Origin of the sequence: Edaphobacter dinghuensis (assembly GCF_014640335.1) — a bacterium.
Lineage (GTDB): Bacteria > Acidobacteriota > Terriglobia > Terriglobales > Acidobacteriaceae > Edaphobacter > Edaphobacter dinghuensis.
This window is the reverse complement of the sequence record NZ_BMGT01000004.1, coordinates 381445-404697: the sequence shown is the minus strand read 5'-3', so window position 1 is coordinate 404697 and position 23253 is coordinate 381445. Positions and strand designations below refer to the sequence as shown.

Sequence of the window (23253 nt, the reverse complement as noted above, 5' to 3'; positions counted from 1 at the left end):
TGATATGCTCGTATTCGTGCGTAGCCCACGACCCATCCTCCACCTTGCTCTGCTCCCAGCCCTTCTCCTTCCAGTGATACTCACCGGCTGCACCCATACCTCCACGCCAAGCCAGGCTGAGATGCGCGCGATCGCCGCCGAGCAACAGGAGGAGGCTACCCAGGCCAAGCAGGAGATGCAGTCCATACCGCTGCCATCGAAGGCACAGTACATGGCCGTCAAGAGCCTTAACCTCTGGCAGAACCCTTATCTGACCGTTCAGGGCAGCATGGTGACGGTGCATGTGATGCTCGCCGATGCCAACACCAGCGATCTTGGGAAAGGCGGCCTGCTGCGTCCCATGGGCGCGCGGCGTCGCGATTTGAATGTGCGCCTGAATGAGCTCTCCGCCGCACTCAATGCCATTCCGCAGACATCGTGGCCCTATGGCCGGGTGATCGCAGTCGAAGAGGCGCACGAGGTGCCGGTCAATGCGCGGCCCCAGGTACGGCGCAACATGGAGACGGTCGTCAATACACTGAACAATCTCGGCATTGTGGTATACGACTGGAGCGATTCGGGAAAGAGCTAAGTCTCCGGCTTCTCCATAATCGCCTCAGTGACAAGTACACGAAGGCTCTTCTTCACTCTCAATACAAACAGTGGCGATCTGCATACTACACATGCACTTGCATGAGACCGTGTATGTCCACCGACACAGCCTGAGAGAGATGGAATGCATCCAACCGCTAGACGATAGGAAATGAGAGGATATCGAGGTGAGCGAGTGAGTGAGACACAAGAAGAACGAAAGACTGGGCCTGCCAAGTCGCTGCTCAAGGGCATGGTTGCCGGTCTCATCGGTGGGTTGGTAGCTACAGCGGCCAAAAGTATTGCGGAGAGGGTCTATCCCCCGCGCACGCATGGAGAGCCCGAGCCTCCGTCGGTGCTCGCGGAAAAGCTGGCAGGACATGAGCTGACAGCAGATCAAAAAGCCGTAGCCGCGGAGACGATTCATTGGGGATTCGGCGCACTGACCGGAGCAGCCTATGGCGCGCTCGCAGAATTCTACCCTGCCGCTACAGCGAAAGACGGCGCAGGCTTCGGCATGGCACTCGCTTCATTGACTCACGAAGGAGCGCTACCTGCTATGGGATTGTCCGCTCCCCCGGAGCAACAGACGACACGCGAGCGCACCAGCGAGATGGCCTCGCATGCGATATTTGGCGTGGTGACGGAGACAGTGCGACGAGTGGTGAGAAAGGTTCTGCGATAGCTTTTAGAGAAGCTAGACGCCCTTCTTCATCGGCTCCCAGATGAACTTGTGGATCTGCAGCGAAAGCCGTGCATCGAGGCCATCAGCAAGCATCCATTCAACCAGCTTGCGCGGATCGAGCGCCATATTGTCCGCCGTGCGCTGCGGGCTGGGCGTCTGCTGGAAAGCCGGGCTGAGCAATATGCCTCCAGCCTTGTTGTTCAGATCGTGCTGACAAATAAAGTCGCGGGCAAACTCATAGTCTTCGCGATTGCTGATGACGAACTTTACCTCGTCGTCTTTAGTGAGCGCATCGAGATTTTCAAGACGAAAGCTATTAGCCGCCGCGCCTGCTCCCGGACATTTCACGTCGACGATCTTGTGAACCGCTTTCGGAACCTCGGCCAGTGGACGCTCGCCTGAGGTCTCCATCATCAGCGTGTAATCCTGCGCGAGCAGTCGCTGCATCAGCGGCAGAAGCTCCTTCGCCTGCAGCATCGGCTCGCCACCGGTGAACTCGACCAGCTTGCACGGTGCAAGCGCTTCGATCTGGGCGACGACCTCATCCTCGCTAAAAGGCTTGCCCCCAGTGAAGGTGTACTCCGAGTCGCACCAGGCACAGCGCAAATTGCAGCCCGCAAAACGGACGAAGATGCAGGGAAGTCCTGTGAAAGAAGATTCGCCCTGAACGGATTTGTAGAGTTCGATTAAGTACATTTCGAGAAGGCTTACTCGTAGTAGCGGGCAAAGCTGGTATCGGTCTCGTAGAGAGTGCAGTCCTTGATGCGGACGCGGCCCTCAGTCATCTCATGAAGCTGCTTTGCCGTCTCCTGATAAAAGTAGCGTGCAAGATTTTCCGCCGACGGATTGACCGTCGTGAAGGGCTCAAGGTCGTTGATCATCTGGTGATCGAGATAATCGACGACGGGACGCATGACCTGTTTGAGCAGCTTGAAGTCGAGCAGAAGACCGGCTTCGTCAAGATCGGCGCCGATCAACGTAACGAAGACCTTATAGTTGTGGCCGTGCGGGTTCTCGCACTTGCCGCGATAGTTGCGGAGGTAGTGGCCGGAGGAAAAACCGGCTTCTACGGTGACTTCAAACATGTTTCTACGATCCCTTCAACCGCCGCATCAGGCTGGATTTGGAGCTGGGGCGGCGCGGCTTTCAGCGTGGCTTACGTCCTCGAAAGCCTGTTTACCTTCATTGTACCGTCTTCGAGTGGCCTAACGCTTTTTGCGCTCCTGACGACGCTGCTCCTCGGTATGGCGCTCAGCCTGCTCGAAGAGCGACGAGAGGACAGCGGCAAGCGAAACCACCATGCTGATAAAGAAGAGCGCGAGGCCCATCGTTCGCCAAAGAGACGTATCGCCCGGAGAGCCAGGCTGCTGCGCAATGTTGGTATAAGAGACACCGAAAGAGACCATCGCGAAGATCAGCAACGTTCCGGCAAGGATGTAAAGGTTGCGTCCCATATGGATGACTCTATTTTACGGCGACCGGGACCTTTCTTTTCGTAAACTAAAGAAATGAAGAAAGTCCGCTCGCCGCTGTACGTCACCACGCTCATCGCGGGTGCTTTTTTCATGGAGAATCTGGACGGCACGATTATCGCCACGGCGCTGCCGCAGATGTCGCACAGCTTTCACGTCAGCGCAGTCAGCCTGAACATCGGAATGACGGCGTATCTATTGACGCTGGCCGTCTTCATCCCCATTAGCGGATGGGTGGCCGACCGAGTCGGCTCTCGAACTGTCTTTGCCTCAGCAATTGGTGTCTTTACGCTGGCTTCCCTCCTCTGCGGCGTATCGCACACGCTTACTCAGTTCACGCTGATGCGCATCCTGCAAGGCATCGGCGGAGCGATGATGGTGCCGGTGGGTCGCCTTGTCGTGCTGCGAAGCACGCCGAAAGACCAGCTCGCCCAGGCTATTGCGTACATCAGTTGGCCAGGCTTGACCGCGCTCGTCATCGGGCCTCCTCTGGGCGGTTTCATCACGACCTACATGAGCTGGCACTGGATCTTTTTTCTCAACCTTCCCCTCGGCATCCTGGCTCTCATCCTGACGATGCTCTGGGTCGAAAATGTTCGCACCGACGAGAGGCACCCCTTCGATTGGCTCACCTTCCTGCTGGCCGGTCTGGCCTCTACCGGAGCGGTCTATGCAATGGAAAAGCTCGGCGTCGGAGATGTGCGCTGGGAGATTCCCGGTGGCATCCTTGCGCTCAGCGTGCTGAGCGGCGCATTCGCCATCGTGGCCGCCCGCCGCAACCCGGCGACATCGCTGATCGATCTCGAATCGATAAAGATGAAGACGTACTCGCTCTCGGTCTACGGTGCAAGCGCCTTCCGCATCGCCGTCTCCGTGCTGCCGTTCCTGCTGCCGCTGATGTTTCAGATCTCGTTCGGCCTGAACGCCTTTCGCTCCGGTGTCTATCTCCTTGCGCTCTTCGGCGGAGACCTCAGTATGAAGGCCTTCGTCATCCAGGGACTTCGCCGCTTCGGATTTCGTAACATCCTCATCGTCAATGGTGTGATTACCGCAGCATCCATGGCCCTGTGCGCGACACTGAGTCCGTCAACGCCACCGATCTTGATCGTCTCCATCCTCTTCTTCCACGGCGCTTGCCGGTCCATGGAGTTCACCTGCATGACGACGCTCGCGTACTCCGAGATTCCGTCCAACCGGATGAGCCGTGCCAACGGATTTCTCAGCGCCGTCATGCAGCTCGGCATGGGCATGGGCGTCGCAGTTGGAGCCATCACGCTGCGTCTGGTTGCTCATGCACACGGCCACTCCGCTGCGACGCCGCAGCTCCGTGACTTTCACTACGCCATTCTCTTCATGGCCGTTCTCGCTCTCGGCCCCGTGTTCAACAGCATCGGCCTGCCGCACGATGCAGGCGCCACCACCAGCGGCCATCGCCCACAGTCATTGGAAGTAGAAGTCAACCCCGCCTAAAATTTCCGTTGTCTATTTGAGAGAACTTGTCTTCTCACCCGAACCCGCGAAGAACTGTTCAACATCAGTGATCTCCTGCGTAAGCCGATAAGACGGCAAGCTCTCAAGAAAGATGCGCCCATACCGCTGACGCTGGATGCGCGGATCGAGCAGCATCAGTACGCCACGATCATCAAGCGACCGAATGAGACGGCCAAACCCCTGCTTCAACGTAATAACAGCGTTAGGAATCTGATAGTCGAAGAAAGGCTTGCCGCCAAGCGCTTCGATGGCCTCCATCCGCGCCTTGACGACAGGATCGCTGGGCACTGCGAAAGGCAGCCGATCGATGATGACGCAACTTAGCTGCTCGCCCTGCACGTCCACTCCCTGCCAAAAGCTCGATGTGCCGAAGAGCACAGCATTCGGCGTGTCACGAAACTGCTGCAGCAACACATGCCGCGGAGCCGTGCCGTGCAGCAGTAGCTTATAAGGCAGCTCAGCCAGCAGGCGGTCGTGCGTCTCGCGCATCTGCTTGTAGCTCGTAAACAGGCAGAAGGCACGCCCCTTGCTGATCTCAAGCACGCGTCGGATGCGCTCTGTTGCCTTATCAGGAAAATCAGGCTCACGCGGATCGGGCATGTTCGGCGGCAGATAGAGCAGCGCCTGCTTCTCGTAATTGAAGTGCGAGGGGACGATCAATTCACGAGCGCTGACTAGTCCAAGCCGCTTGCGAATATGGTCGAATCCTCCTGAAACCGTGAGCGTAGCCGAAGTCAACACAACGCTCGAATAGTTATCGAAGAGCGACGTAGTAAGCAACTCTGAGACGTCAATAGGCGTGGCCTGCAGATGAGTGTGAACCGCCGCAGGCATAGCACCGCCACGGGCAAGATTGCGCACGCCTCCGCCTGCGCGGCGCTCGATCCAGAAGACGGTATTGCGATCGGAGGATTCAAGCAGAAACGCCAGATGCGCACGAATGTCCGCGGTTCGCTTGCGCAGGCCGGGAATCTCTTCGACATTCTTAACGCACTCCAGCTCGCCTTCGAGCCGATTCAGCGCGTTGAGCGTGGCCGTATAGGTATCACCACTCTCCTCAAGAAAAGCTTCGCGGTCTTCAAACGGCATCCGCCCAATCGCCGGAGCACCAAACGCATCCTCACTGGGCAGCGCAGCGAAGAAACGATGAGCGCGCTCCTTGACGTTCGAGCTGGCGTTGACGATGGAAGACGAAAAAGCCTCCTTGCTCTTGAGCATCGTCTCGATGTCGCGCGTCAGCTCGTCGAAGCGTTGCGTGCTCAGGCCGATGCCGAAGTAGTTCGAGGCAACCTCTTCCAACTCATGCGCCTCATCGAAGATCACCGCTCCAGCCTCAGGCAAAATGCCTGCGTCGGGAGCATTGGCGGCCTGCTGCTTGATGCTGAGATCGGCAAAAAAGAGATGGTGATTGACGATGACGATGTCCGACTCAAGCGCTTTGCGTCTCATGTTGGTGACAAAGCAGCGCTCCCAGTCGGGGCAGGTTTGTCCCAGGCAGGCCTCGGTGCGAGCATCAAGCTTGCTCCACAGTGCAGAAGATTCAGGCAGCGCATCGATCTCCGCCCGGTCTCCCGTCTCGGTCGTCTTCTCCCACTGCGCCAGAATGTGAAACTGACTTATCTCTTCCAGACCGTTGAGCAGCGGACTATCGCGCAGCGCATAAAGCTTGTGGCGGCAGAGATAGTTACTGCGGCCCTTCATGTAGCAGACCTTCAGCGGGCCGAGCAGCGATTCAAGGAAAGGAACATCCTTGAAAAAAAGCTGCTCCTGAAGATTTTTTGTTCCGGTCGAAATAATGACCCGTTGCTGCCGCTCCCGCGCAAGTCGCAATGCAGGCAGCAGATATGCCAGCGTCTTTCCCGTTCCCGTGCCTGCCTCGACGATCAGATGCCGCTTCTCCTTGAACGCCTTCTCAATGGCGCACGCCATCTCGTACTGGCCCCTGCGGTGCTCAAAGGCGAGCGACGAGCGGGCCAGGGTGCCTCCCGGGGAGAAGAAACTGTGCAGATTCGGCAGATTCTCCAGCAGGGCTGGCGTGGTCGAGATGGGAGCTGTCGTTGACAATGTATGGTTTGCGCGAGATAGGGCGGCACAGACGAGCTACGCTTTCTATAATAGAAGCGTAGCGAAGAATTAGCGTAATCGCCTTGCCGCCTTATCAGGTGTGTGGGAGAAAGATGGACATTCACCGTGGCTCAAAAAGACGATAGGAAGCGGCTGGGCAAAAAACACAGACAGGCAAAGACTCGCCCCAAGAAGGGACGAGCGCCGCGAGTCGCTCCAACTACCGGAGCCGTAGACCCGCGCAAGCGCAAAGTGCTGGCAACAAAGAAGGCAGCGGCAGCCAAGGCCAAGCTGGTGTCGAAGCGCTCTCCCGAGTTCGAGACCAAGAAGACATTAAGGCCAGCTCAAAGCACACGGCCCACAGATAGAATCGCAGGCCGTCAGACGCCGCGCTCCTCCAACATTGCCGGACGAGAGAACATCGGCGAGGATGACTGGCGCGAGGCCGAGGCAATCGCCGCGCAGTTGTCCACAGTCACCGAAAGCGCCGAAGCGCAGGAGTTGCCGCTGATCGCCGTCTGCGGACGGCCAAACGTCGGCAAGAGCACGCTGTTCAACCGCCTGACAGGCTCGCGGCGTTCCATCGTCGGCGACGAGCCCGGCATCACGCGCGACCGCATCTATGGCGAGATCGAGTGGGCTGGCCGCGATGCGCGCATCGTCGATACCGGCGGCGTCATTCCCGACGACGAAGCGCTGATTCCCAGCGAGATCTTCCGCCAGGCACAGGTCGCGCTTGAAGAAGCGGACTCCATCGTCATGGTCGTCGATGGCCGCACCGAACTGGCTTCGCCCGATAGAGAACTGGCGCGTTTACTGCTTCGCGGCGGCAAGCCGGTGTTTCTCGCGGTAAACAAGATGGACACGCAGGAGCTGCTGGCCGGCGCGGAGAACTTCCGCCGACTGGGCTTCCGCAATGTGCTGCCAATCTCTGCCGAGCACGGCAGCGGCATCGGCGATCTGCTCGACGAAGTCTTCGCTTCGTTGCCTCCTGAAGAGGTGGACGAAGAGCCGACCGAGGTCATGCTGACTGCCGAAGACGAGATGGCCGAGGATGAGGACGGGCCGCAGCCGATCCGCAAGCTGCGCACGCACGGCGAGTATGAGCAGAGGGAGACCAAGATCGCCATCATCGGCAGGCCGAACGTCGGCAAGAGCACGCTGCTGAATGCGCTGACGGGAAGCAAGCGCGCTATCGTCTCGCCGATTGCCGGAACCACGCGCGATGCGGTCGATGAGGTCGTCGAACGCGGCGGACACAGCTTCCGCTTTGTGGATACCGCAGGCATTCGCCGCAAGGGCAAGACAAAGCTGATGGCCGAGAAGCTCTCCGTCGTGATGGCGCGAAAGCATCTCGAAGCAGCCGATGTTTCGCTGCTGGTAATCGATGCAGTCGAAGGCGTGACCGCGCTGGACGCGAACATCGGCGGCTACGCGCACGAGAGCGGACGCAGCGTAATCATCGTCGTCAATAAGTGGGACCTGATGACGACGGCGCGCACCGACGGCAAGCCTCCTGCCGATATCAAAGTCTACGAGCAGCAGGTGCGTGATGCGCTGAAGTATCTGGATTACGCTCCGCTGCTGTTCATCTCCGCGGCTGAAGGCAAGAATGTCGAGTCAGTCTTCAAGAAGGTGGAACTGGTTGCACGAGAGCGGCGCAAGCGCGTCACCACCGGACAGATGAACCGCTTTCTGGAGAAGGTCGACTTCCAGAAGGCTTCCGTCCCGATGGCAAAACGAATTCGCATCTATTACATGACGCAGGCTGCGGTCGCGCCGCCGACGTTTGTGCTCTTCACCGACAAGGACGTGAAGATGCACTTCTCGTTCGAGCGGTTTCTGACCAACCAGATCCGCGATAACTTCGGGTTTATCGGATCGCCGATCTGGTTCAAGATCAAGGCGCGCAATAAGAAAAAGGTTGAGTAGAGTTTTGGCAACAACCTTCTACCTGGATTTACAGCCTGATCCTGTCGCGCAATCTTCGGCTTGCCAGACATAACAAAGAGATCCCTGTTCCGAAAAGAAATATTGACGATGGCTCGGGCGTAGCGGCTGAGGTGAGGCTGAATCCAGACTGCGAAACCAGAGTAGCGTTGGGCACCAGGTTGCCGTTCGAGTCATAAATACTCGCTCCCGAGATCGTCAGCGGATCCAGGTAGTCGGCAACTGCTACGCAGGAGATACCTTCCGACATTTGAAGCGCCGTGAGGGATGGACACTCCGCAAGAGCAGTAAGAGTAAAGGAAAGATTGGCGACACTGCCATTGATTGGCACAACTATCTGGATTGGTCCCGTTGGTGCGCCTTCAGAGCCGCTGTTGAGGATATTGGCGAGGACGTCCTCGGTTGTGCCGGGAGCTGCACCAACGAAGGATTCGCCGGATACAATTCCGATGCCTGCCTCTGCTCTACAAGGTGTTCCTGCCGGACAGATGGAGTTGGGGATTCCGTTGGTAGAGACCGAAGAACTGCCGGTGACGCGCAGATTGATGACCGCGGTTCCGTTCGGCACGCTGCTGGTGAAGTTGTAAAGGAGAGCAGAGCTGGCGATCGCCTCGTCTGTGGTCTGCCCTACGAAGCCAGGCAAGGGCAAATCACCGAGCGGAAACCCGGCTGAAGCGCCGATGGTTCCGGTGGCAAGAGAACCCGTGGCCTGAGCGCCGGTACAGTTTGCCGGGTTCGCGCTGCTAGAACACAAGGTGACAGCGTTGCCGAAATACTGAGCAGAAAGAGTAATGCTGTCGGCGCGTGCGGTTGAGGGCTGAAGGCAAAGAAATGCCAGAGCCACAATGATCGAAAGGACGATGAGATTTTTAGAAAACTTCGCGGGCCGGGTCATGGGAAACCTCGTTAGCGAAAGACGTAGGGGAGGAGTCGGAATTCTAGCACGCGCTATGAAGATGTGGCTTGGCAAGCCATTCATTCCATGCTTCTAAGGCCCGCCCGCATTGAATCTTATGGCGCTCTTTTTTGTCGCGGACTTTTTTGCGTAACTCTTCTTCGAGCGGAACTAGCAGGTCGAAGGTGATGTTGGCGGGCTGGAATTTTTTGCCTTCGGCGTGGGTGATGTAGTGAGTGAGGCTGCCATTGGCGCTGGCTCGGGGAGCGGGAGTGGGCGTCTTGCCGTGGGCGAGCGCGGCGGCGTAGCGTCCGGCGAGCATCCCTGAAGCGATGGATTCGGTGTAGCCTTCGACTCCGCTGAGCTGTCCGGCGATCATGATGCTGGGATGCGCCTTGAGCTGCAAGGTCTCGGTGAGCAGCGTCGGCGCGTTGATGTAAGTGTTGCGGTGAATCTGGCCGTAGCGCAGGAAGGTCGCATTCTCGAGGCCGGGGATGAGTTTTAGAACGCGATTTTGTTCGCCGAACTTCAGGTGGTTCTGGAAGCCGACGAGGTTATAGCTATCGGCGCGAAGGTTTTCCTGACGAAGCTGGACGACGGCGTAGGGCCAGCGGCCGGTTTTGGGGTTGGTGAGTCCAGCAGGCTTCATGGGGCCGAAGCGGAGGGTGTCGCGTCCGCGGCGGGCAGTCTCTTCGATAGGCAGGCAGCCCTCGAAGTATTGCAGCTTTTCGGGGGTTGGTTGACTTCCCTTGGATTCACTGGAAACCCAGGTCTCAGAATCGAGACCTGGGGCACCCGTTTCGCTTCGGTCGAGATGACGTGTTTCAAAGGCAGCTTCGGGAATTTGTTCCCAGGGTTTGGCTTCTACGGCTTCGGCGGTGGTGAGGGCGTCGAGAAAGACGTCATACTCTTCTTTGGTGAAGGGGCAATTGATGTAATCTGCCGTGCCTTTGTCCCAGCGGGCAGCGAAGTAGACGCGGTCCATGTTGATGGTGCCGGCGTCGACGATAGGGCTGATGCTGTCGTAGAAGGCGAGGTAGTCTGAGCCGGTGAGCCGTTGCAACTCCGCTGCTAACGCGGACGAGGTAAGCGGTCCGCTGGCGAGGATGGTGATGGTGTTGGGGTCGTTCTCATCGATGTGCGTGACCTCTTCGCGGTGAACGGTGATGCGCGGTTCGGCTGCGATGCGTTCGGCTACGCGTCGGGAGAACTCGATGCGGTCTACGGCGAGTGCATGACCGGCGGGAACGGCGGAGGCATCGGCTTCGGCGAGGAGGATGGAACCGGCGCGGCGCATCTCCTGCTTGAGCAGCCAAGGTGCGGTGTTTTCGGACTCGGACTTGAGGGAGTTCGAGCAGACGAGCTCAGCAAAGTCGCTGGTCTGGTGGGCCTCGGTCGAGCGCGTGGGGCGCATCTCGTAGAGGTCGACCTCGCAGCCGTAGCGGGCGGCTTGCAGCGCCGCTTCGGGACCGGCGAGACCTCCGCCGATGACTTTGATTCGCTTTGTAGCTCGTTCTGCCAAGGTACCCCCCTCTCCCTACTTTTGTCTGCAAAGTCTTCGAAACAGATACTTTAGGTCTGGACCAGGTCGCCAAAGTCCTGATTTTACGCAAGCCTGGTCCGCAAAGTCTTCGATCTAAGCCACTTAGATACGCACTACGACGCGGACGCCGTGGCAGAAGTGGTTGAGATGTGGCCTTGCCCCCTTCTTCAATTATACGAGGGGCGTCAAGGGCGTCGGCTCGAAGCCGAACAGCTATCAACCGGACTCTCTCAGCGGCTGTATTGCAAATGAGGAACTTATGGCACGGCTGAAGGCTTGCCCTTAACACAAAGCATGGTACTCTGGGTTCCCTCCCCGACATCACAAAGGGCCCAACTTTGTTTCCGAGGAGAACACCATGAACATTTCATTGGACAGTAGACCATCGTGCGCGGCTGCACGGTGGGTATCGGCACGCATTGCTTCCCGCTCCAACGTCATTCTTTCCGCTTTGCTGGTGCTGGCAACGAGTGTTGCCCTGGCTCCGGCAGCCAAGGCTGACTCTTATACCTTTTCGTTCAGCGGCGGCGGGCTTAGCGCCTCTGGTGTGATCGACGTTTCATCGGCGACAGTTCCCGGCGTACCTGGCGCTTATCAGGTGACCGGCATTAGCGGCAGCTTCTCGGACTCGAATCTTGGGCTTTCGAACGTGGCAATTACAGGGTTGCAGACCACCGGACTGCCTACGAACATCACGCCGCCCGGCCAGCCCTACGCCGGTTCCTTTGTCCCGCCGGGGAGTCAGGCAGACGGCTATGGCTTCTCGTGGGACAACCTGTTCTATCCGGCGGGTGACTCGCCAGCGGTATGTCCTCCTCCGGGTCCGGGCGATCCGAACCCGCCGTACCCCTTTGGCGGCGGCCTGCTCGACATCTATGGCCTGCTCTTCAACGTTCAGGGAGGCTACAACGTCGATGTGTGGAGCAACGGTGTATTGCCGGGGCTGGGTTTGAGCTATGGCGCGGGCGATTCGCTCAATGGCAAAGTGCTTAGCACCTATGGAGAGCCGTTTGCCGGTACGAGCGTCAACTTTACCGCCTCGCCTGTTCCAGAGCCGGGTTCACTGCTGTTGCTGGGCACAGGAATGGTTGGACTGGTCGGCACGTTGCGGCGCAAGCTGATGGCCTAGTTTGAGCTGACCTAAGAGCTGGCTGAAGAGGCTGTCGTCACCGAAGATATTTTGGTGGCGATGGCCTCTTTTGTTTAAGGCTAAGCGTCCAGTGCAAGTCTATTACTTTGTGCTGCAAGTGCTGGAAGCGATTCGTAGTGGACGCGCATGATGCGCCACTCCTTCATCATGGTTGCGCCCATCTGCTCGTAGAAGCCGATGGCAGGAGCGTTCCACTCGAGCACGTCCCATTGCAGGCGATGACAGCCTTCTTCGACGGCGATGGCGGCGACGCGGGTGAGCAGCGCTTTGCCGATGCCTCTGCCGCGATGCTCGGGGAGGACGAAGAGGTCTTCGACGTGGATGCCGTGATGGCCACGCCAGGTGGAGTAGTTGTGAAAGTAGAGGGCGAAGCCTGCGGGTGCGTTGTCCCAGTCGGCGATGAGGCAGTGGAAGCGCGGCGTGGGGCCGAAGCCGTCGCGGTGGAGGTCGGCCTCGGTGGCGTAGACGGCGCCGGGGTAGCGCTCGTAGGTGGCCAGATCGCGGATGAAGGCGAGGATCTGGGGGACGTCGGCGGGAGTGGCGGGGCGGATGTTGAGCATGGATTTTCTTCTCGATGCGAAAAGTTGTAGGGCTTCACTCACAAAATTCTATTGCTTCAATGTTGATGGATTTGCGGCGAGCCACTTGTCGAACGGAATGGTAAAAGGAAAAAGCTCGTGCTTGCGATCGAGCGTATAGATCATCTTGACGTAGATCTGCGCGCCTTTGAGTGGTGGGTCGTCGAGGCCGCGAACGTCGTAGAAGAGATAGCCACCGAGACTGCTGTGCGCGTTGACGGTGGTGCTCTGGAAGCCGAAGTCGGTGTCGTCTTCGGTGATTTTTTTGTCGACTGCGGGATGATGGATGGTGACGGGGATCGGCAGCGGAAGGTGCGTGCCCATGCTCTTTTTCAGATTGAAGAGACGGCGGTTGATCTCGTCGAGATCGGCGGCGGGGATCTTATCGTTGGCGGCGGAGATGAACTGGATACGCACATCGTTGAGCGTGAGCGCGGTATCGCCGTCGTTGGTGATGATGACGCGCACCGGGATGAAGCCGTGCTGGATGTAGGGCAGGCGGAAGAAGCTGCACTTGTCGGGATCGTTGCAGGGGTCGATGCCGATGGTGACATGTTCGGCAGGATGCGTATCGAAGGCAGCGTACTGGTTCGCCGGTTTTACCGGGGGGGCCTTGTGACTTGCGGCCACGGCACAGCTTGCGAGGATGCAGATGGTGGCGATGACTCCGAGAGTCTGTGAAACTATTGCCTGAGATGACTCATATCGGTGGGAGTTCATAGCCTGTGTTGATTATCATCTTCGCTGGCATACAAGGTAAAGCGAGGGGCATGACAGAGTGACGATGGGTGTGTATAGCGCGCTGCTGCTGGCGGCCCTTGTGTTGGGCGCTCCGTGGTGGCTGCTGCGCATGGCGACCAGCGGACGCTATCGCGCCGGACTGGCCGGGAGGCTGGGATTTGTGCCGAAGCAGTTGCGGGCGGCAGTCGCTGGACGCGAGGTGGTTTGGGTCCATGCCGTCTCGGTCGGCGAGGTGATGGCGGCAACACAGCTGATTCGCGAGTTGAGCGCAGCGCGGCCGGAGTGGCTGATCGCCGTCTCGACGACGACGGCGACCGGGCAGCGGCTGGCAAAGCAGCGACTGCCGGAGCTTCCCGTCTTCTACCTTCCGCTCGATTTTGCTTTTGTCGTTCGGCGGTATCTGCGTGTCTTGCAACCGAAGTTGCTTGTGCTGATGGAGAGCGAGCTCTGGCCAAATTTGATCCTGCAATGCGCTAAAGCAGGTGTACCGATGGCCGTAGTCAATGCGCGGGTGTCAGACAGGTCTTTCCCGCGTTACATGCGGCTGCGGCGGCTCTGGCGCCCGTTGCTCGAAAAAATATCGCTGTTTCTGGCTCAGAGCGAGGAGACCGCTGAGCGACTGGTGCAGATTGGCGCGCCCGCCGAACGGGTACAGGTGACAGGCAACCTGAAGTACGATCTCCGCGAAGGCCGTGAGTCTCCACTGGTCGCGATGCTGCGCGACCAGTTGCCCGCAAAGGCGCGGGTGGTTGTCTGCGGCTCGACGCTCGATGGCGAGGAAAAGATTTTGCTGGCAGCTTGGCCGGCGGTGCTCGCGGCTGAGCCGGATGCGGTCATGGTGCTGGCCCCGCGGCATCCGGACCGCTTCTCTGCTGTTGCTGCAATGATTGGCAGAGATGGATTTACGACGCTTCGCGCAAGCGAGTTTCGGGAGCATCCCGCGCCGCTGACGGCAGGCAGCATCTTTCTGCTGGATACGATCGGTGACCTTGCCGCAGCGTACTCGCTGGGTGCGGTGGCGTTTGTGGGCGGCAGTTTGGTTAAGGCCGGTGGACATAATCCGCTGGAGCCTGCACGATTTGGCGTTGCAGTGATGACGGGAGCGTCGTTTGAAAACTTTCGCGAGATCGTAAACGTCTTGCAGAAGCATGACGCCATTCGGATCATCTCAGCAACAGCGTTCACCGAGACGGCCATCGCCCTGCTGCGTGATACTGACGAGGCCCATGCAATCGGCGCGCGTGCGCGCAGCGTCTTTGACATGCAGGCCGGAGCAACGGCGCGTACCGTGCAGGCATTGACTGCATTGGCGTTAACCGGGCTATCGAAGGGGAGTGTGGGGAGCGTCCGATGAGCATCCGCAGACCATTGCTGCTGCCGCTGTCCCCGCTCTACGGAGCGGTGCTGGCCGTCAAATGGCAGATGCTTCGATTCGGCTGGCTGAAGCAGCGGCGTCTCGCCAGCGTGGTGATCAGTGTAGGCAGCGTATCGGCGGGCGGCGCAGGAAAGACACCGGTCGTCATGGCGCTGGCCGGAATGCTGCGCCGGCGCGGCTATGCCATAACGATTCTGACGCGAGGCTTTGGCCGCGCTCCTAAAACAGTCGAGCGCGTAGAGCCCTACGGCGATGCCGCATGGTTCGGCGACGAGCCGGTGTTGCTGGCGCAGCGAACCGGCGTGCCTGTGTTTGTAGGTGCGGACCGCTACAGCGCCGGTCTGCTGGCCGAACAGGCCGAGGCTCCGGGAAAGATTGCCGTGCATCTGCTTGACGACGGTTTTCAGCATCGCAAGCTGGCTCGCGATATCGATGTCGTCCTGCTGACACAGGAAGACGTGGAGGACACGCTGCTGCCCGCAGGCAATCTGCGTGAGCCTTTGTCGATGCTGCGTGAAGCCGATGTGATTGTCGTGCGCGAAGAAGAAGCGGAGCGGTTGCAGCACTTCATCACCGATCTTCCGCAAAAGAAGAAGCCGATTGCGGTCTGGGTGATACGGCGGCGGCTTAGCCTTGACGGCGATGCAGAGAAGCCGCTGTCCGCGCGGCCATTGGCCTTCTGCGGCATCGCCAGGCCGAAAGGATTTACCGACATGCTGCTGGCGGAGGGTTGTCTCCCGGTCGAGACGACCATCTATCCAGACCACCACGCCTACACCGATTACGATATCAAGCATCTGCTCGAAGCAGCGCGGCAGCATGGCGCGGACGGATTTGTGACCACCGAAAAGGACGCCGTGAAGCTCACTCCAGTGATGCGCGAACATCTGGAGGCAGCGGGGCCGTTGGTGGTAGCACGGCTAAGCGCTGAGCTGGTAGACGAGCAGGCGGCGCTGCTGCAGTTGCTCGCGATGGAGAAGCGCCTCGACCGCCGCAGCCAGAACCGCTGAGGCAGAGGCCTTGTCTCCAAGAAAAATACAGGGATCTCTCCACTCCGCTGCGCTGCGGTCGAGATGACGTGGTGATAGGGTTTAGTTGGTTTTAGATGAGTTCTGAGAAGATTACAGTTTGAATAGGTTGCCCCTTATCTCGTCAAGCAGAGATCGCCCACCCCGCGTCCTGATCATCCGCATCGGTGCCATGGGTGACGTTCTGCACGCCATGCCCGCCGTGGCGGCGCTGCGGCAGCGGCATCCTGACTGGTTTATTGGATGGGCGATCGATCCCTGCTGGCGCGACTTGCTGCAATCGAGCGCAACATCGCAGCGTGGCGCGGCGATGCCGCTGGTGGATCGCTGTTATGCGGTGCCGACGCGGCAGTGGAAGCGCCGACCCATTTCGCTGGAGACGCTTCGAAGCATCGCCGCGGTGCGACGCCAGCTACGTGGAGAGCAGTTCGATCTCTGTGTCGATATGCAGGGCTCGATACGCTCCTCGATGATCGGCTGGATGGCGGGAGGGGGAAAGTTTGCCGGTCCGGCTGATCCTCGTGAGCAGCCCGCGCGGTGGCTGTATGGCGAAAAGATACCGATGAGTGCGGCGCATGTGATCGAGCAGGGCTGCGAGTTGCTTGGGGCTGCTGTCGGAGAGCGGCTGACATCGACGAAGATAGAACTTCCGGCAGATCAGGCCAGTGAGGCGTGGCGGGATGAGCTTCTGGCGCGGGTTGCGCCTGAGGGCAGGAAGTTTGCGCTCATCGCACCCTCAGCCGGATGGGGAGCGAAGCAGTGGCCCGCGGAGCGTTACGGCGCGGTTGCTGCTGCGCTGGCGCAGGCTGGCTATGTGCCGCTGGTCAATGCGGTCTTTGCGGGGGACATCCTCGCCAATGCGGTCGTCAACGCCAGCGGAGGGGCGGCGGTCGTAGTTCCCTGCTCGATCGGGCAGCTTATCGCGCTGACCCGGCACGCCAGCCTCGTGATCGCCGGGGATACCGGGCCGCTGCATCTGGCTGCGGCGCTGGAGCGGCCTGTGGTGGCGCTGTTCGGGCCTACCGATCCGGCGCGAAATGGGCCTTATGGGACGGCTTCGCGGGTGTTGCGCCATGCTTCGAGCAAAAAAGATCACACCCGCCACGCGGCCACCGAGAAGGGCCTGATGCAGATCACGGCGGAGGAGGTCATCGCGGCGGCGTTCGACCTGTTGCAGCCGACGCGATAAGGTAAAGCAGTGAGTGAACGAACACAATGGCAGCGGATCGCCCGTCGTATCCGCGTCCCCCTCGGATTTATCTTTGCCGCGGTCTTCCTGTGGCTTGCCCGGCCAACCTGGCACACCATGCTGCTCAGCCTGCTGCTGGTGGTGCCGGGGGTGTGGCTGCGTGCCTATGCCGCCGGATATGTCCGCAAGAATGCTGAGCTGACGCGCACTGGCCCTTACGCACATACGCGCAACCCGCTCTATCTGGGTTCCATGATGATTGCCTTCGGCTTTGCGGCGGCAGCGGCGAGCTGGATTATTCTGATCGTGCTGGCTGCACTGTTCGCGGCAATTTATCTGCCTACGATCCGCTCAGAAGAGATGTACCTGCGCGAGCACTTTGCCGGGTTCGACGAGTACGCCAAAAACGTCCCCCGGCTGCTGCCCCGGCTGACTGCCGCGCCGACCTCAGACGTTTCCGGAAGTTTTTCGTCTAAGCTCTATCTGCACCACCGCGAGTACAATGCCAGCATGGGTGCCATCGCCATCTACGCGGCGCTGGCAGCGCGCCTGCTGTTTTTAAAGCGGTAGCAAACTCAACCATTTCAATCCAGCGAGCGGCCTCTGTCTAAACGTAGATCGAACCTTATCCCCTTTGCCACACTTCTGTTGGCGGCCCTGCCCTGCGGGGTACAGGCGCTCGCGCAGCAGCAGACCCCGATTCCGACGCTGCAGCCGCCACCGACGGGCTATGCCTTCCCTACGCAGGAGACGCTGAGCTATACCGTCGACTGGCGCGTCTTCACCGCTGGGACAGCCGTCTTCAATCTGACCCGCGAGGGCAATGTGCAAAAGGTCAACGCCACTGCCGATTCCGTAGGCGCGGTGACCATGCTCTTCCCGGTCGTCGACCGCTTCCAGTCGGGATTCGATACCCGTACCGGCTGCTCCACGGGATTCAGCAAACAGTTGCAGGAGGGCCGCCGCAAGGTCTCAAGCGACCTCAGCTTCAACTACGGGCAGGGCAAACAGACACAGGTGGAGCGCAATCTGGTCAAAGGCACCTCGAAGACGCAGACCGCCTCGATCCCCGCGTGCGTCACCGACTCTCTCTCAGCGATCTTCTACGCCGCCTCGCAGCCGCTGATTATCGGCAAGACGGTCAGCTTTCCGCTGGCCGACTCCATGCGCACCGTCACTGTGGTGATGAAGGTCGAGGCGCGCGAAGAGATCAAGACACCGGCGGGAACCTTCCAGACCATCCGCGTGCAGCCTACCGCGGACGAGGGCGTGGTGAAGAATCGCGGCAAGATCTGGATCTGGTACACGGACGATCCGCGGCACATCCCGGTGCAGATTCGCGCCCAGCTCTTCTGGGGGACGATCACCTTTCACCTGCAGTCGTACGACACTAAATAGGAGGCGCTGGCATGGCTGAAAAGACGCAGGACCCTGAAGAGTACGTCACCGTCGCCGAGTTCATCGAACCGGTCTTCGCTCAGATGGCCAAGGGCGCGCTCGAATCGGCTGGCATTGAGTGCTTCCTTGAAGGCGAGCACGGCAATAGCCTGCTCAACGCTGCTTTCTGGGCACAGTTGCAGGTGCATCAGAAGGACGAAGAGGCTGCCCGCGAGATCCTCGAATTCGCTGAGGACTCCGACGACGCATCCGCAGCGGAAGAGCGCGCATCCGATAGCACAGACCCTCAAGATGACCCAGCCTGAACAAACCCGACCCCGCGCCGTCGTCTGCCTCTCCGGCGGTATGGACTCCTGTGTCTGCGCCGCCCTGGCCGCGCGCGACTTCGATGTTTATGCTCTGCACTTCAGCTATGGCCAGCGTACCGAGGCGCGTGAGCTGCGCTCCGCAGAGGAGATTGCTCGCCTTACCGGTGTGCGTGAGCTGCTTCCGCTCAAGATGGACCTCTTCCGCAAGATCGGCGGGTCAGCCTTGACGGACGAAAGTATCGCCGTTCCCACAGGCGGCGACGAGGCAAGCATCGGCCATGAGATTCCAGTCACTTACGTGCCTTTCCGCAACGCGCATTTCCTCTCAGCGGCTGTAAGCTGGGCCGAGGTGCTGGGGGCGAAGACGGTCTTCATCGGCGCGGTCGAGCAGGACAGCTCCGGCTATCCCGACTGCCGGCCTGCGTATTACGAGGCGTTCAACAAACTCATCCAGATGGGGACAAAAGAGGGCGATATTCGAATCGTTACCCCGTTAATCGAGCTGCGCAAGAGCCAGATCGTCCGGCTGGGAGTTGAACTGGGTGCTCCGTTCCATGTAAGTTGGTCTTGTTATTCCGGCGAAACCGTGGCCTGCGGCGTCTGCGAGAGCTGCCTGCTGCGACTGCGTGCCTTTCGCGAAGCCGGAGCCACAGATCCCATACCGTATGCCATCGCCTGATGAGGGCCGAATGAGCATCAAAGTTTTTGTGAAGCAACTTCGAGATTTTGTGTAGCAACCTCGAGAACGACGATATCCGCCTGCATCCAAAGGGGCCAGGAGAAGAGAAAAGTGAAGAAGCATTTCGGATTATTCAAGATCAGCACCCTGACCATCGCGCTGCTGGTGGTCGTCGCCATGGCGCGTCCGTCGCTCTCCATGGCGCAGACGACGGCCAGCATTCATGGCCACGTCAACAACCCCATCAACCAGCCGATCACCAAGGGCGACGTCAAGCTGACCACCGACCGCACCTCGGACGCGAAGAGCCGCAAGTACGCCTACACCTTCCCCATCGACCAGAACGGCGATTACAAGGGAACCGGCATCGCCCCCGGCAACTACGTCGCGGTCGTCTTCGTCGACGACAAGAGCATCGACTACAACGACAGCGTTGCGCTGTTGGCCAACGACGACAAGCTCGTCAACTTCGATATGAGCCGCAAGGAGTACATCGACAAGATGTCTCCCGACGAGAAGAAGCAGCTCGAAGAGTACAAGAAGAAGAACGCCGAGGCGATGGCGGCCAACTCCAAGATCGCCAACCTGAACAAGACACTCGTTCAGGCCCGCGCCGACACCAAGGCTGGCAACTTCGACGCTGCCATCACCGCCATGCAGGGCGCCACGACCGCCAAACCCGACGAGCCTATCCTCTGGGTCGCTCTGGGCGATGCGCAGCTTGGTGCAGCCAATGCCGCGGAAAAGTCAGGCACCGCAGCCACCGATCCGGGCCTGCAGAAGAAGTTTGGTGACGCGGCCGACTCCTACAAGAAGGCCATCGATCTGAACACCGCCGAGAAGAAGCCCAATCCGCAGACAGCGGCAGCGGCATACAACCAGCTTGGTCAGGCGTTGAGCAAGAGCGGAAACACGGCGGACGCCACCGCAGCCTACGACAATGCTGCCAAGGCCGATCCCGCCAACGCCGGCATGTACTACTTCAACGAGGCTGCCACCTTCTACAACTCCGGCAAGCTCGACGAAGCGGGCGCCGCGGCTGATAAGGCCATCGCCGCCGATCCGAAGCGTGCCGATGCCTACTACATCAAGGGCCAGGCGCTGATTCCGAAGGCGACTGTTGATCCCAAGACGCAGAAGATCGTCGCTCCTCCGGGATGCGTCGAGGCCTACCAGCAGTATCTTGCGCTTGCTCCCGACGGCCCCCACGCCGCCGATATCAAGGGCATCCTTACCGGTATCGGAGCCAAGGTCGAATCGAGCTACCGCGCCCCCGGCAGCAAGAAGAAGTAGCCAGCAGCACAACACAAAGAAAGCCCTGGGCAATTCAGCCCGGGGCTTTTTACTTTAACCTTGAGTGACAAGAAGGGACGGATGCCATGAACCACATCCTCGACTTCGACGAAGCGTTGAAGCTGGTGCAGCGCCATGCCGCCGATCTGCACAAACTGGAGACAGAGACAGAGCCCTTGCTCCATTGCCTCGGTCGCGTGCTCGCTGAACCGGTCACGGCAGACCGCGACCAGCCCCCCTTCGATCGTTCTACCCGCGATGGCTTTGCCCTGCGCGCGGCAGACACCGGCACACTAAAAGTCATTGGGCAGATACGCGCAGGCGAGCGCTGGTCAGGCCAGCCACTTGAGCCCGGCAATGCCATCGAGATCATGACCGGCGCGCCTGTGCCCGCGGGCGCCGACGCCGTAGCCATGATCGAGCACGTTGAGCTACAAGGCGATTCCCTGCGCCTGGCAGAAGGCAGACCGTTGACCTCAGGCGAAAACATCGTCCCCCGCGGCAGCGAGGCCCGCGCAGGGGATATGGTGATCGCACGCGGAACGGCAATCGCCGCAGCGGAGATCGCACTCGCCGCCTCCTGCGGCCTCTCCGGGCTGTTCGTCTACCGCAGACCTCGCGTGGCCATCGTGGCCACCGGCGACGAGCTGGTGGAGCTGGACGAGACCCCAGGCGACCAGCAGATAAGAAACTCGAACAGCTACGCCCTTGCCGCTCTAGCCGCAGAAGCAGGTGCAGAGGCCGTTCGCCTTCCCATAGCTCGCGACCGGCGCGACGATCTGGAGAAGATCATCCTCAAAGCACGAAGCAGCGATCTGCTGCTGCTCTCGGGCGGAGTCTCGATGGGCAAGTACGATCTGGTTGAAGAGGTGCTGCACACGATGAACGCAGAGTTCTTCTTTACCGGCGTAAAGATGCAGCCGGGCAAACCGGTGGTCTTCGGCAGGCTCCCGGCCAGCGGCGGCTTCCCTGCACAATATTTCTTTGGCTTGCCCGGCAATCCGGTCTCGACGCAGGTTACCTTCCACTGCTTTGTCGCTCCGATGCTACGCGTCATGGCAGGAGCCATCGCCTCGCCGCCGCGCTTCGCCCAGGCGACGCTGGCCGAAGACGTCGCAGGCAAGCCGGGCCTGACCCGTGTGCTGCCCTCCCATTTGACGTACGACCGCGTGAGTCCCCAGGTCCGCATCGTAGCGTGGCAGGGGTCAGGCGATCTGGCCGCCAATGCGCGCGCCAACTGCTATGTGGTGCTGCCGGCGGACAAGGAACGGTTTGCCGTAGGCGAGGTGATTACGGTTCTATTGCGGTAGCTCAAGGTTATTGCGGTAGGCTTGAGCCATGAACGAGAAGCTCTCTCACTACGATGAAGCTGGGCAGGCCCACATGGTCGACGTAAGCGCAAAGGCGCAGACCCGTCGCGAGGCCGTCGCCGCAGCCTTCGTCGAGCTTTCGGACGCCGTGCTGGCTGCGCTGCCGCAGAACCCCAAGGGCAACCCGCTGGAAGTAGCACGCTTTGCCGGAATACAGGCCGCCAAGCGCACCTCGGAGCTGATCCCCATGTGTCACCCTCTGGCGCTAAGTTTTGTCGACGTACAAGCCACGGTCGTCGCTGGAGGAGTCGCCATCGAGGCCACCGCAGCCACCGTCGCCGGAACCGGAGTCGAGATGGAGGCGATGGTCGCAGCTTCCGTGGCCGCGCTTACGGTCTACGACATGACCAAGGCCCTCGACAAGGGCATCCGCATTCGCGAGGTTGTGCTCGAGAGCAAGAGCGGCGGCAAGAGTGGCGACTATCGCCGCGAGCCTTCAAAAACTGCATGAATTTCTTAGACTGCCGTGGCTAAGGTCACAGCAAACAGTCCCTGATCGTCCTGCCAGCTTCGGCTGATAGCGAAGTCAGCCGAGCGCAGAAGCCTTTCGACGCTGACCGGATTGAACTTGTAGCTGTTCTCCGTGTGAATGGTCTCGCCCGCCTCAAAGTTCAGCCGCAGAGCCCCTCCAGCAGAATTGGCCGGAACGTGTACCTGCTGCCGACATCGCGACTCCAGATGCATCTCGATCCGCGAATGACTCTCATTCCAGATGGCCTTATGCTCGAACGCCGCAAGGTCGAAGTCTGCTCCAAGCTCCCGGTTCAGCCGCTCCAGCACATTGCGATTGAAGGCAGCCGTCGTTCCCGCCGCATCACTGTACGCCGCCAGCAGGGTCGCCGCGCTCTTGTGCTTGCCTGGCCCCAGATCGGTGCCGACCAGCAGTTTATCTCCAGGCAACAGCTGTGCGCGCACGTTGCGGAGCAGAGCGACCGCATCGCTGGGCGAGAAGTTGCCGATGCTCGAACCGATGTAAAGTGCCAGCGTTCGAAACTCTGCCAGCCGGTCGAGCGGTAGCGCCTGGGTCGTGTAATCGGCCACCTGCGAGCGCACGCTAACGCCGGGAATATTGGCGCTGATATTCTCGCTCGCCATCACCAGCGCGGACTCCGAGACATCGACCGGCTGATAGACCACGCTTCCCTGTTGTCGCACGGCGGCAGCCAGCAGAATGCCGGTCTTGGTCGCTGTCCCCGCGCCCAACTCGATCAGGGTCAGCTTTTGCCGGCCGCCGCTGGCAGCTTCCCATAGAATCTCGTCGGCGTGGGCGGTAAAGATGTCGCGCTCGGTCCGGGTCAGGTAATACTCAGGCAATTCGGTGATCGCCTCAAAGAGGCGCGAGCCTGCCTCGTCGTAAAAGAGCCAGGGAGAGAGAGTTCGGGGAGAGGCGGTCAATCCAGCTCGTACTTCGGTGGCAACGGCATGGCTGGTGGCATCAACTGTTTCGGGAACAGCGGCGATAGATGGCACTTGA

24 protein-coding genes are annotated in these 23253 nt (G+C 59.9%); 15 read left to right on the top strand and 9 right to left on the bottom strand.

The genetic code is table 11. The features are described from left to right. Positions 1 to 4: 4 nt before the first annotated feature. Complete coding sequence (locus IEW09_RS17970; protein WP_188555628.1) at positions 5 to 571, top strand: hypothetical protein; 567 nt, start codon at positions 5 to 7, stop codon at positions 569 to 571. A 195-nt stretch (positions 572 to 766) separates the two neighbouring features. Then, positions 767 to 1255 (top strand): DUF1440 domain-containing protein, encoded by a 489-nt coding sequence (locus IEW09_RS17965; protein ID WP_229739424.1) that lies wholly within the window; start codon positions 767 to 769, stop codon positions 1253 to 1255. 12 nt (positions 1256 to 1267) lie between these two features. Here IEW09_RS17965 and IEW09_RS17960 read toward each other — a convergent pair whose 3' ends face one another. The 3 genes from IEW09_RS17960 to IEW09_RS17950 all read right to left on the bottom strand — a co-directional run bounded on the left by IEW09_RS17960 (position 1268) and on the right by IEW09_RS17950 (position 2709). Beyond that, a complete protein-coding gene (locus IEW09_RS17960; protein ID WP_188555626.1) occupies positions 1268 to 1951 on the bottom strand; it encodes a 7-carboxy-7-deazaguanine synthase QueE in 684 nt (227 codons plus the stop codon). An 11-nt stretch (positions 1952 to 1962) separates the two neighbouring features. Beyond that, a complete protein-coding gene (queD, locus tag IEW09_RS17955) occupies positions 1963 to 2340 on the bottom strand; it encodes a 6-carboxytetrahydropterin synthase QueD (protein WP_188555625.1) in 378 nt (125 codons plus the stop codon). A gap of 120 nt (positions 2341 to 2460) precedes the next feature. Then, the gene (locus IEW09_RS17950; protein ID WP_188555624.1) at positions 2461 to 2709 is read right to left on the bottom strand and encodes a hypothetical protein; all 249 of its coding nucleotides are present in this window, start codon (positions 2707 to 2709) and stop codon (positions 2461 to 2463) included. A gap of 54 nt (positions 2710 to 2763) precedes the next feature. On the opposite strand from IEW09_RS17950, the gene IEW09_RS17945 reads away from it, so the two are divergent. Next, on the top strand, positions 2764 to 4197 hold the full coding sequence (locus IEW09_RS17945; protein ID WP_188555623.1) for an MFS transporter: 1434 nt from the start codon (positions 2764 to 2766) through the stop codon (positions 4195 to 4197). Positions 4198 to 4209: 12 nt separating this feature from the next. Here IEW09_RS17945 and yoaA read toward each other — a convergent pair whose 3' ends face one another. Next, positions 4210 to 6282 (bottom strand): DNA repair helicase YoaA, encoded by a 2073-nt coding sequence (yoaA, locus tag IEW09_RS17940; protein ID WP_188555622.1) that lies wholly within the window; start codon positions 6280 to 6282, stop codon positions 4210 to 4212. A 126-nt stretch (positions 6283 to 6408) separates the two neighbouring features. Here yoaA and der point away from each other — a divergent pair, with 126 nt between their 5' ends. Next, entirely contained in the window at positions 6409 to 8214 is a 1806-nt protein-coding gene (gene der, locus IEW09_RS17935) for a ribosome biogenesis GTPase Der (RefSeq protein WP_188555621.1), read from the top strand. Positions 8215 to 8242: 28 nt separating this feature from the next. Here the strand turns inward: der and IEW09_RS17930 are convergent, their stop codons facing one another. Both IEW09_RS17930 and trmFO read right to left on the bottom strand, forming a co-directional pair. Continuing rightward, positions 8243 to 9127 carry a PEP-CTERM sorting domain-containing protein gene (locus IEW09_RS17930; RefSeq protein WP_188555620.1) on the bottom strand — a complete coding sequence of 295 codons (885 nt, stop codon included), beginning with the start codon at positions 9125 to 9127 and terminating at the stop codon, positions 8243 to 8245. Between the two features lie 43 nt (positions 9128 to 9170). Continuing rightward, on the bottom strand, positions 9171 to 10649 hold the full coding sequence (trmFO, locus tag IEW09_RS17925) for a methylenetetrahydrofolate--tRNA-(uracil(54)-C(5))-methyltransferase (FADH(2)-oxidizing) TrmFO (protein WP_188555619.1): 1479 nt from the start codon (positions 10647 to 10649) through the stop codon (positions 9171 to 9173). A 379-nt stretch (positions 10650 to 11028) separates the two neighbouring features. Here trmFO and IEW09_RS17920 point away from each other — a divergent pair, with 379 nt between their 5' ends. Beyond that, positions 11029 to 11799: a PEP-CTERM sorting domain-containing protein gene (locus tag IEW09_RS17920; RefSeq protein ID WP_188555618.1), complete on the top strand. Its 771-nt coding sequence runs from the start codon at positions 11029 to 11031 to the stop codon at positions 11797 to 11799. 80 nt (positions 11800 to 11879) lie between these two features. Here the strand turns inward: IEW09_RS17920 and IEW09_RS17915 are convergent, their stop codons facing one another. Continuing rightward, positions 11880 to 12380 (bottom strand): GNAT family N-acetyltransferase, encoded by a 501-nt coding sequence (locus tag IEW09_RS17915; protein WP_188555617.1) that lies wholly within the window; start codon positions 12378 to 12380, stop codon positions 11880 to 11882. Between the two features lie 48 nt (positions 12381 to 12428). Next, complete coding sequence (locus IEW09_RS17910; protein WP_188555616.1) at positions 12429 to 13118, bottom strand: hypothetical protein; 690 nt, start codon at positions 13116 to 13118, stop codon at positions 12429 to 12431. Between the two features lie 64 nt (positions 13119 to 13182). Between IEW09_RS17910 and IEW09_RS17905 the strand changes: the two genes are divergently transcribed. The 10 genes from IEW09_RS17905 to moaC all read left to right on the top strand — a co-directional run bounded on the left by IEW09_RS17905 (position 13183) and on the right by moaC (position 22230). Continuing rightward, on the top strand, positions 13183 to 14493 hold the full coding sequence (locus tag IEW09_RS17905) for a 3-deoxy-D-manno-octulosonic acid transferase (protein WP_188555689.1): 1311 nt from the start codon (positions 13183 to 13185) through the stop codon (positions 14491 to 14493). Beyond that, a complete protein-coding gene (gene lpxK / locus IEW09_RS17900; protein WP_188555615.1) occupies positions 14490 to 15524 on the top strand; it encodes a tetraacyldisaccharide 4'-kinase in 1035 nt (344 codons plus the stop codon). Before IEW09_RS17905 ends, lpxK begins: the two co-directional genes overlap by 4 nt. A gap of 127 nt (positions 15525 to 15651) precedes the next feature. After that, positions 15652 to 16731: a glycosyltransferase family 9 protein gene (locus IEW09_RS17895; protein ID WP_229739423.1), complete on the top strand. Its 1080-nt coding sequence runs from the start codon at positions 15652 to 15654 to the stop codon at positions 16729 to 16731. Positions 16732 to 16740: 9 nt separating this feature from the next. Continuing rightward, the gene (locus IEW09_RS17890; protein ID WP_188555614.1) at positions 16741 to 17301 is read left to right on the top strand and encodes a methyltransferase family protein; all 561 of its coding nucleotides are present in this window, start codon (positions 16741 to 16743) and stop codon (positions 17299 to 17301) included. A gap of 78 nt (positions 17302 to 17379) precedes the next feature. Then, positions 17380 to 18129, top strand: coding sequence for a DUF3108 domain-containing protein (locus IEW09_RS17885; protein WP_229739422.1), 750 nt, complete (start codon positions 17380 to 17382; stop codon positions 18127 to 18129). 11 nt (positions 18130 to 18140) lie between these two features. Next, complete coding sequence (locus tag IEW09_RS17880) at positions 18141 to 18434, top strand: putative signal transducing protein (protein WP_188555613.1); 294 nt, start codon at positions 18141 to 18143, stop codon at positions 18432 to 18434. After that, on the top strand, positions 18421 to 19116 hold the full coding sequence (gene queC / locus IEW09_RS17875) for a 7-cyano-7-deazaguanine synthase QueC (protein WP_188555612.1): 696 nt from the start codon (positions 18421 to 18423) through the stop codon (positions 19114 to 19116). The genes IEW09_RS17880 and queC overlap by 14 nt, the downstream gene beginning before the upstream one ends. Before the next feature lie 111 nt (positions 19117 to 19227). Continuing rightward, complete coding sequence (locus IEW09_RS17870) at positions 19228 to 20409, top strand: tetratricopeptide repeat protein (protein WP_229739421.1); 1182 nt, start codon at positions 19228 to 19230, stop codon at positions 20407 to 20409. An 86-nt stretch (positions 20410 to 20495) separates the two neighbouring features. Next, the gene (locus IEW09_RS17865) at positions 20496 to 21719 is read left to right on the top strand and encodes a molybdopterin molybdotransferase MoeA (protein WP_188555611.1); all 1224 of its coding nucleotides are present in this window, start codon (positions 20496 to 20498) and stop codon (positions 21717 to 21719) included. Positions 21720 to 21747: 28 nt separating this feature from the next. Further along, positions 21748 to 22230, top strand: coding sequence for a cyclic pyranopterin monophosphate synthase MoaC (gene moaC / locus IEW09_RS17860; protein ID WP_188555610.1), 483 nt, complete (start codon positions 21748 to 21750; stop codon positions 22228 to 22230). Positions 22231 to 22235: 5 nt separating this feature from the next. Here the strand turns inward: moaC and egtD are convergent, their stop codons facing one another. Then, positions 22236 to 23249: an L-histidine N(alpha)-methyltransferase gene (egtD, locus tag IEW09_RS17855; protein ID WP_308420568.1), complete on the bottom strand. Its 1014-nt coding sequence runs from the start codon at positions 23247 to 23249 to the stop codon at positions 22236 to 22238. Positions 23250 to 23253: the final 4 nt, after the last annotated feature.

Excerpts from the sequence above, each read along its gene's own strand:
- IEW09_RS17920 (WP_188555618.1), top strand. The coding sequence starts at position 11,029 with ATGAACATTTCATTGGACAGTAGACCATCGTGCGCGGCTGCACGGTGG.
- queD (WP_188555625.1), bottom strand. The coding sequence starts at position 2,340 with ATGTTTGAAGTCACCGTAGAAGCCGGTTTTTCCTCCGGCCACTACCTC.
- IEW09_RS17905 (WP_188555689.1), top strand. The coding sequence starts at position 13,183 with ATGGGTGTGTATAGCGCGCTGCTGCTGGCGGCCCTTGTGTTGGGCGCT.
- IEW09_RS17865 (WP_188555611.1), top strand. The coding sequence starts at position 20,496 with ATGAACCACATCCTCGACTTCGACGAAGCGTTGAAGCTGGTGCAGCGC.
- moaC (WP_188555610.1), top strand. The coding sequence starts at position 21,748 with ATGAACGAGAAGCTCTCTCACTACGATGAAGCTGGGCAGGCCCACATG.
- IEW09_RS17970 (WP_188555628.1), top strand. The coding sequence starts at position 5 with ATGCTCGTATTCGTGCGTAGCCCACGACCCATCCTCCACCTTGCTCTG.
- lpxK (WP_188555615.1), top strand. The coding sequence starts at position 14,490 with ATGAGCATCCGCAGACCATTGCTGCTGCCGCTGTCCCCGCTCTACGGA.
- IEW09_RS17880 (WP_188555613.1), top strand. The coding sequence starts at position 18,141 with ATGGCTGAAAAGACGCAGGACCCTGAAGAGTACGTCACCGTCGCCGAG.
- IEW09_RS17910 (WP_188555616.1), bottom strand. The coding sequence starts at position 13,118 with ATGAACTCCCACCGATATGAGTCATCTCAGGCAATAGTTTCACAGACT.
- queC (WP_188555612.1), top strand. The coding sequence starts at position 18,421 with ATGACCCAGCCTGAACAAACCCGACCCCGCGCCGTCGTCTGCCTCTCC.
- IEW09_RS17950 (WP_188555624.1), bottom strand. The coding sequence starts at position 2,709 with ATGGGACGCAACCTTTACATCCTTGCCGGAACGTTGCTGATCTTCGCG.
- IEW09_RS17960 (WP_188555626.1), bottom strand. The coding sequence starts at position 1,951 with ATGTACTTAATCGAACTCTACAAATCCGTTCAGGGCGAATCTTCTTTC.
- IEW09_RS17945 (WP_188555623.1), top strand. The coding sequence starts at position 2,764 with ATGAAGAAAGTCCGCTCGCCGCTGTACGTCACCACGCTCATCGCGGGT.
- IEW09_RS17930 (WP_188555620.1), bottom strand. The coding sequence starts at position 9,127 with ATGACCCGGCCCGCGAAGTTTTCTAAAAATCTCATCGTCCTTTCGATC.
- IEW09_RS17915 (WP_188555617.1), bottom strand. The coding sequence starts at position 12,380 with ATGCTCAACATCCGCCCCGCCACTCCCGCCGACGTCCCCCAGATCCTC.